The organism is Peteryoungia ipomoeae (assembly GCF_004912165.1).
GTDB classification, from domain to species: domain Bacteria; phylum Pseudomonadota; class Alphaproteobacteria; order Rhizobiales; family Rhizobiaceae; genus Allorhizobium; species Allorhizobium ipomoeae.
This window is the reverse complement of the sequence record NZ_STGV01000003.1, coordinates 538,264-545,072: the sequence shown is the minus strand read 5'-3', so window position 1 is coordinate 545,072 and position 6,809 is coordinate 538,264. Positions and strand designations below refer to the sequence as shown.

At 59.4% G+C, this 6,809-nt stretch carries 8 protein-coding genes; 5 read left to right on the top strand and 3 right to left on the bottom strand.

The annotated features are described in order from the left end of the window. The first annotated feature begins 262 nt into the window (after positions 1–262). Together FAA97_RS12420 and FAA97_RS12415 are read left to right on the top strand one after the other, a co-directional pair. Positions 263–1,318, top strand: a complete 1,056-nt coding sequence (locus tag FAA97_RS12420; protein WP_136598833.1) for a YjgN family protein — start codon at positions 263–265, stop codon at positions 1,316–1,318. Next, complete coding sequence (locus tag FAA97_RS12415; RefSeq protein ID WP_136598832.1) at positions 1,308–2,372, top strand: M48 family metallopeptidase; 1,065 nt, start codon at positions 1,308–1,310, stop codon at positions 2,370–2,372. The genes FAA97_RS12420 and FAA97_RS12415 overlap by 11 nt, the downstream gene beginning before the upstream one ends. 95 nt (positions 2,373–2,467) lie before the next feature. On the opposite strand, the gene FAA97_RS12410 is transcribed toward FAA97_RS12415, so the two are convergent. Both FAA97_RS12410 and FAA97_RS12405 read right to left on the bottom strand, forming a co-directional pair. Next, complete coding sequence (locus FAA97_RS12410) at positions 2,468–2,875, bottom strand: hypothetical protein (RefSeq protein WP_136598831.1); 408 nt, start codon at positions 2,873–2,875, stop codon at positions 2,468–2,470. 166 nt (positions 2,876–3,041) lie between these two features. Then, the gene (locus tag FAA97_RS12405; RefSeq protein WP_246041443.1) at positions 3,042–4,040 is read right to left on the bottom strand and encodes a Fe(3+) ABC transporter substrate-binding protein; all 999 of its coding nucleotides are present in this window, start codon (positions 4,038–4,040) and stop codon (positions 3,042–3,044) included. A gap of 218 nt (positions 4,041–4,258) precedes the next feature. On the opposite strand from FAA97_RS12405, the gene rirA reads away from it, so the two are divergent. Together rirA and FAA97_RS12395 are read left to right on the top strand one after the other, a co-directional pair. Next, positions 4,259–4,738 carry an iron-responsive transcriptional regulator RirA gene (gene rirA, locus FAA97_RS12400; RefSeq protein ID WP_136598829.1) on the top strand — a complete coding sequence of 160 codons (480 nt, stop codon included), beginning with the start codon at positions 4,259–4,261 and terminating at the stop codon, positions 4,736–4,738. Between the two features lie 137 nt (positions 4,739–4,875). Continuing rightward, positions 4,876–5,421 (top strand): gluconokinase, encoded by a 546-nt coding sequence (locus tag FAA97_RS12395; RefSeq protein ID WP_281281336.1) that lies wholly within the window; start codon positions 4,876–4,878, stop codon positions 5,419–5,421. A gap of 3 nt (positions 5,422–5,424) precedes the next feature. On the opposite strand, the gene FAA97_RS12390 is transcribed toward FAA97_RS12395, so the two are convergent. Continuing rightward, positions 5,425–6,264, bottom strand: coding sequence for an SDR family oxidoreductase (locus FAA97_RS12390; RefSeq protein ID WP_136598878.1), 840 nt, complete (start codon positions 6,262–6,264; stop codon positions 5,425–5,427). 171 nt (positions 6,265–6,435) lie between these two features. Here FAA97_RS12390 and FAA97_RS12385 point away from each other — a divergent pair, with 171 nt between their 5' ends. After that, positions 6,436–6,801, top strand: coding sequence for a winged helix-turn-helix transcriptional regulator (locus tag FAA97_RS12385; RefSeq protein WP_136598828.1), 366 nt, complete (start codon positions 6,436–6,438; stop codon positions 6,799–6,801). Positions 6,802–6,809 lie beyond the last annotated feature (8 nt).

The following is a 6,809-nucleotide window of genomic DNA, read 5'->3' as shown; positions in this document are numbered from 1 at the left end:
AGGCGTCGGGCGGGCATCAAGGATGGCGCCGAATTCGTCGTGTCGACGATGAAGTGATGGAAATCAGGCAATCGAAAGCGATGACCTGGGGCGGCGGCGTTGCTGCCGCCGCAGTCTTTGACCTTAATAATTTATAAATTTGCGATGGATGGCGTGTCAGACGTCACTTGAGATTGTTCCATCTGCATGATGATAGGATGCGGACGTCGTGATCGGGGGAGCGATGACGTCGCGTATAGTGATCAGATGAGAGGTTCTTTTCATGCAGCCAGCTGCAACAACGTCAACCGCGATCCTCAATCGCGGTGAATTCCGAGGCAATGCCAAGGAGTATTTCGGCATCTGGATCGTCAACATACTCCTGACGATCGTGACAGTCGGTATCTATTCTGCCTGGGCAAAGGTTCGTCGCAACCGCTACTTCTACGGCAACACCTTTTTCGACGGCCATTCGTTTGACTATCATGCCAAGGGTCTGCAGATCCTGATCGGTCGCGGTATCGTCATCGGCTATCTCGCCTTCTACAACATTGCGCTGCAGTTCTATCCGATTGCCGGCATCATTCTGGCTTTGCTGATGTTTGCCGCCCTGCCTTGGATCGTGATGCGCAGCCTGCGCTTCAATGCCCGCGTCACCAGCTATCGCAACATTCGCTTCGATTTCGTCGGCAAGGTCGGCGGCGCGTTCTTTGCCATTATCGTTGGCAGCCTTGTTGCCACCCTGTCGCTCGGACTGCTTGCACCCTTCGCCAGCCGCTGGCTTTATCGCTACATCCTCAACAACATCCGCTACGGCGACCGTGCGCTGGAAAGCGATCCGAAGGTCGGCGCACTCTACCGCGTCTGGATCCCGGCGTTTGTTCTTGTGCTGATCGGCGTTGCCATTGCAGGTTTGGTCGGGCTTGCGAGCTTCTCCTCCGTCATGGACGGAAGTATGGATCAGGTTCAGATCGTCATGGCGATCTACGGCGTGATGATCCCGTTCTTCGTCTTCTTCGCGATCGGTGGCATCTTCTACCGCGTCGGCGTACGCAACGTCGTCCTGAATGCAACCGTGTTCGACGGTCGTCATCGTCTGTTCTCCGACATGGGCCGTCTCCGCTATTTCTGGATCATCCTGTCGAACTTCCTTGTCTCGATGATTACCTTCGGTCTGATGCGGCCCTGGGCTGCCGTTCGCGAGCAGCGCTACGTGGTGGAGCATACGGGAATTCTGGTCGATGGAGAGTTCTCCGATGTGGTAGCGTCGATCGAGAAATCCGGCTCGGCCATCACGGCAGAGTATCTTGATCTCGAAGGATTTGATTTTGGCTTCTGACGAAAAGCATATCGCGCTTGGACGCTGGCACCCTCCGGGTGCAAGCAAAAGCGTACCGGCCCTGCTTCTGGCTGAGGGCAAAACGCTCTACGTCAAGCTCGAAGGAGAGGTCGCGGATCCGGTAACGGTCGGCGATCTCGCGCGTTTGGAAATCTCCGACCGCATTGGGCGTGTGCCAAGGCGCATCACCTTTCCGGATGGTTCGATGTTCGAAACGGCGGACAATGAAGCCCTTGACGGCTGGATCGGGCGCCATCGCCGCACCGGCGTCGTCCATAAGCTTGAAGCCTTTCACCCCAGATTGATCGCCTTCGTGATTGCGACCTTTCTGCTGGCAGGCGGGATCTACCGCTATGCCCTGCCGGCCCTCGTCGAGGTTGCCGTCCTGGTCACCCCGCCTGCTGCCACCGAAATGATGGCGGCCGGGGCGCTGAACACGCTCGACAAGGCGGTGTTCAAGGACACGAAACTGCCTGAGGCGCGTCAGAAGGAAATTCTCGCCGCCTTCCATCAGGTGGCGGATTTCTCCTCCCGCGGGCGAGCCGGCTACACGCTGAACTTCCGCGGCGGCGGCGTCATCGGCCCCAATGCCTTTGCGCTTCCGGACGGCAATCTGGTGATCACAGATGAGCTGATCGAGATGGCCGGTACCGACATGGATATGATCATCGGCGTGCTTGCGCACGAGATCGGCCATGTCGAGGAGGAGCATTCGCTCAGGCAGGTCTACCGCGCCGCCGGCATGGCCGGCCTCATCATGCTGATTGCAGGCGATATCGGAACGGCTGCCGAAGACGTGCTCACCGGCGGTGCTGCCCTGATGACCATGTCGCATTCGCGCAGCGCCGAGAATGAGGCGGACCGCATCTCCGTCGAGCTCATGGCCAAGGCCGGTCGCGATCCGCGTGCCGTCGGGCGCTTCTTTGAAAAACTGGAGCAGGAGCTCGGGCTCGACGGTGATGAAGCATCGCTGCTTTCAACCCATCCGCCAACGGCTGAGCGTCGCGAAGCCATTGAAGCGAGAGCCCGCGAACTTGGCTTCCCGCCGAAGTGATGGCGAGGTCTATTCGCCACAGGGCTGAGGAATAGCGAAGAGGCGATGCCCATCCAGGTCATCGCCTCCTTAGCATCAACCATTCTGTTGCGCTGTCACGTCCCGGTCTTTGCGCCTGTCCAGCGATAGCCGTTGTCAGCGTTCTCCGTATCTTCGCCCAGGCTGCCGTCGTGCCAGCTGCCTTCGAAGGCCCAGAAATCGCCGGTGAACTGCAGCACAAGCGCGCCGCTGCCATATGCATCGTTCCAGGTGCAGCGCAGGATTGGCGCGGTGAAGGCGCAATCGCTCAACGTGCCCTGCATTTCGCTTCCCATGTCTTCAAACAGATAGCTGCCGCTGATGGCGCCATCCGGTTTCACCGTGAAAGAGGTGGTGCCATGCGTGTTGCTGCCTCCCGACCAGATGAACCCCTGATACGTGCCGGTCAGGCCGGGATTGGCCAGGGCTTGCAAGGGCAGGAACAGACCGGTTGACACGATAAGTCCGAGGAAAAGGAGCCGCACGTTTAATCTCCGTCGTTGACGCGCCCGCACGCTATCATCGGCTTGCCCGCGGTCAACGGCAGTGAGGCCCCGGTGATGCCGGGGTTTGGCATCGGTCACAGACCGGCGGAAAACAAAAAGGGGCAGCCGAAGCTGCCCCTTGTCGCGTGCTTTTGAGAGGACCGTTTTACTGTGTCGGACCGTCATTGAGGCCGACCTTGTCGACCAGTTCCGACGCCGTCTTCCGATTGGCAGCAATATCGGCAAGCGCCAGGGTGTCTGCCTTGATCGTGCCAAAGCCGGCGACGGTTTCGGAAACCTTGGCATTCGGGCCGACGGGATATTCATAGACCTGCTCGGCATAGATCGTCTGCGCTTCATCCGAGGCCAGGAATTCCATCAGCTTGACGGCATTGTCCTTGTTCGGAGCGTTCTTGGCGAGCGCCATGCCCGAGATATTCACATGCGTGCCACGATCGCCGGAATTCGGGAACAGCACCTTGACGGCGCCGGCCCATTCCTTCTCTTCCGGCTCCTTCTCGTTGGTCATCATCAGACCGAGATAGTAGGTGTTGGCGAGACCCAGATCGCATTCGCCGGAGAAGATGGCCTTTGCCTGGGCGCGGTCGTTGCCGTCGGGCTTCTTCACCAGGTTCTGCTTGAGACCGGCAAGCCAGGTTTCCGTGTATTCGGCGCCGTGATGGGCAACCATCGAGGCGAAGAGGCCGATATTGTAGGAGTGCTGGGCGTCGCGCATGCAGATGCGGCCCTTCCACTTGGGGTCGGCGAGTTCTTCATAGGTGATCGCATCTTCCGACACGCGTTCCTTGGAGGCGTAGATAACGCGACCGCGCGTGGTGAGGCCGAACCAGTTGCCTTCGGGATCGCGAAACTGCGCCGGGATCTGGCCGTTGATGTCGGCATCATCAAGCGCCTGCGTCACGCCACCGTCCTTGGCTTCCATGAGGCGGGCGATGTCGATGGTCAGGATGACGTCGGCCGGCGAGTTGGCGCCCTCTGCGGAGATGCGCTCGACCAGCCCCTTGTCGAGGAATAGCACATTGGTCTTGATGCCGGTGTCCTTGGTGAAGGCGTCCATCAGCGGCTGGATGAGCTCCGGCTGGCGGTAGGAATAGATGTTCACTTCGCCGTCGGCGAGCGCCGCGCCGGAGGACAAGGCAAGCATCGAAACCGCCGACAAAGCGCAGAACGTGAGATGATGGTTTTTCATGGCAAGGGCCTCCCCGTTAGAATGTGTTGACGTGCTTATTCGGTAATTGCGATAACTTGTCAACCTTACTCATGTTTGATCACGGATAAGTCAGATGTGAACTTGAGTATTTTGGAATTGTTCAAAACTGCAAAAGCCGCTATATAAGCGTCAAGAAAACAGAGGAATCGTGCATGCGTTTGACAAAACAGACAAATTACGCCGTGCGCATGCTGATGTACTGCGCTGCCAATCAGGACCAGTTGAGCCGTATTCCGGAAATCGCCAAGGCCTATGGCGTCTCCGAACTCTTCCTGTTCAAGATTTTGCAGCCGCTCAACAAGGCCGGTCTGGTCGAAACCGTGCGTGGCCGCAACGGCGGTGTGCGCCTCGGCCGGGCAGCGGACAAGATCACACTGTTCGACGTCGTGCGTGTGACCGAAGACAGCTTCGCCATGGCGGAATGCTTCGAGGACGACGGCGAGGTCGATTGCCCGCTGATCGACAGCTGTGGTCTCAATGCGGCGCTGCGCAAGGCATTGAACGCCTTCTTCGAGGTGCTGTCGCAATACACGATCGACGATCTGGTCAAGGCGCGCCCGCAGATCAACTTCCTGCTGGGGATCGGCGATCTGGAGCCGCGCCCGATGCGGGCTCAGGCGCCCGCTGCCTGACCAGCCGCAGTTTTGCAGTTTTTGAGACCCGCCGCGAGGCGGGTTTTCTTTTGGCCGCAAGCGCCGATGTGCAATTGCATTCCTGAAGTGGCTGGCTATGGTCCGAAACCCTGATTGCCGACAAGGAGGATCGTGCCCTGGTAAGTGTTCAAAATGCAGCGCCTCTGGCGATTATCGTGATGGGCGTCAGCGGTTGCGGCAAATCCTCCGTGGGGGCTGCCCTCGCTGCATCGCTCGGTCTGCCCTTCATTGAAGGTGACGTGCTGCATCCTCAGTCGAATGTCGACAAGATGGCAAAGGGCACGCCGCTCACCGATGAGGATCGTTGGCCGTGGCTGACGCTGATCGGCGAGACCATGGCCGAGGCGCTGGCCAGGGGCGACGGCATTGTCGTGTCCTGTTCGGCGCTGAAGAAAATCTACCGCGACCATATGCGCGCTGCGACGGGTGGACGCCTCGTCTTCGTCTATCTCGACGGCAGTCGTGACTTGCTGAATGCCCGCATGGGTGCCCGCACGGGCCATTTCATGCCGCTCGGCCTGCTCGACAGCCAGCTCGCGACATTGGAAGTGCCGACCGGCGAACCCGGCGTGATCACGGTCTCGATCGACCAGGATATTGATGCCATTGCGGCCGAGGCCCTTGCGGGTCTCGGCCGGATGCTCTCTCGGGGCGAGGGCTAAGTCTCAGGCCTTCAGCGCTGCCGCATAATCCGAGGCATAGGTCGCGACCGAACGCTGCGCCTTGCCTGTCAGCGTTTGAACGTCCGGCGTGACGGCAGCCGTCCAGCCTTCGCGGACCGGATGGAAGATCGAGGCAAGGAAACCGGCATAATCAGCGGGAACACCGACGCCGGTCAGGATGCCGATGAAGGCTTCATCGCTGATGGCGTTGTAGGTCACCGGCTTGCCGATGACGCCGGAGAGGATGGTGGCGGCCTCCGCATAGCCCAGCGCTTCAGGGCCCGTCAGGTTGAAAGCCTTGCCGTCGAACTGGGTCGAGGTCAGGGCTGCGGCAGCGCTTTCGGCAATGTCGCGCGCGTCGATGAAGCTCGACTTGCCGTCACCTGCCGGAAGCGCGATCTGGCCATGGTCGAGGCCGGCCTTCCAGAATGTGTGGAAGTTGTCGGAAAACCAGTTCGGCCGCAGGATAACGTAGGGAATGCCGGACTTTTCGATCTGGATCTCGATCTGGCGATAGGGAATGCTGTCATCGGCATCGACGCCGAACACGCTCTGGAAGACGATCTTGACCTTGCGCGCAATTGCGGCCTCGACCACGGGCAGGAGCAGGTCCTTTACCGCCACACTGCCGCCGGGCAGCATGATGTAAGCGCGGTCAACGCCGTCGAAGAGATTGGCAAGGCCCGACGGATCGGCGAAATCGAAGGCAACGCCTTCTGCGCCGTCAACGGATTTGCCGGAGCGGGTTGCCGCCTTGACCGTCTCGCCCTTGGCGATCAGCGTCTTGACGAGATGGCTGCCCACATTGCCGGTGGCGCCCAATACGAGGATCTTGTTCGACATCTTGCCGTCCTTCAATTCGATGAGGTCAAGTTTCATTTGGAAACCTGATTACGAAATGATATATACGCGCTCATGGAAATCTGAAAAGAAGGCACTTTCAAGTCACATGGTTTCGCCGAGGAAACCGGCTTGTGCCCCAAGAAAACCGGCTTGTGCCAAGGAGCTGATGCAATGCAGTTTGCCTATGACGTCTATCAGGAGAATTGCCCGACCCGGCTGGTGCTCGACCGTCTGGGCGACAAATGGGCGCTGCTGATCCTCGACCGGCTCGACGGTGAGCCGGTGCGTTTCAACCATCTGCGACGCGATATCACCGGGATTTCCCAGAAGGTGCTGTCGCAGACGCTGAAGAAGCTGGAACGTGACGGGCTGATTTCCCGCACGGTCTTCCCCACAGTGCCAGTCACAGTGGAATATGCGCTGACGCCGCTCGGGCGCACGCTGACCGAAACGGTGAACCTGCTGACCCATTGGGCGGAAGTGCACATGGACACCGTGATTGCCGCCCAGCAGGCCTATGATGCGCGCAGCGTTTAGGGCATTTC

Bases quoted from the DNA above. Each gene is read 5' to 3' on its own strand.
- FAA97_RS12420 (WP_136598833.1), top strand. From the start codon at position 263: ATGCAGCCAGCTGCAACAACGTCAACCGCGATCCTCAATCGCGGTGAA.
- FAA97_RS12405 (WP_246041443.1), bottom strand. From the start codon at position 4,040: ATGCTTGCCTTGTCCTCCGGCGCGGCGCTCGCCGACGGCGAAGTGAAC.
- rirA (WP_136598829.1), top strand. From the start codon at position 4,259: ATGCGTTTGACAAAACAGACAAATTACGCCGTGCGCATGCTGATGTAC.
- FAA97_RS12390 (WP_136598878.1), bottom strand. From the start codon at position 6,264: ATGTCGAACAAGATCCTCGTATTGGGCGCCACCGGCAATGTGGGCAGC.
- FAA97_RS12385 (WP_136598828.1), top strand. From the start codon at position 6,436: ATGCAGTTTGCCTATGACGTCTATCAGGAGAATTGCCCGACCCGGCTG.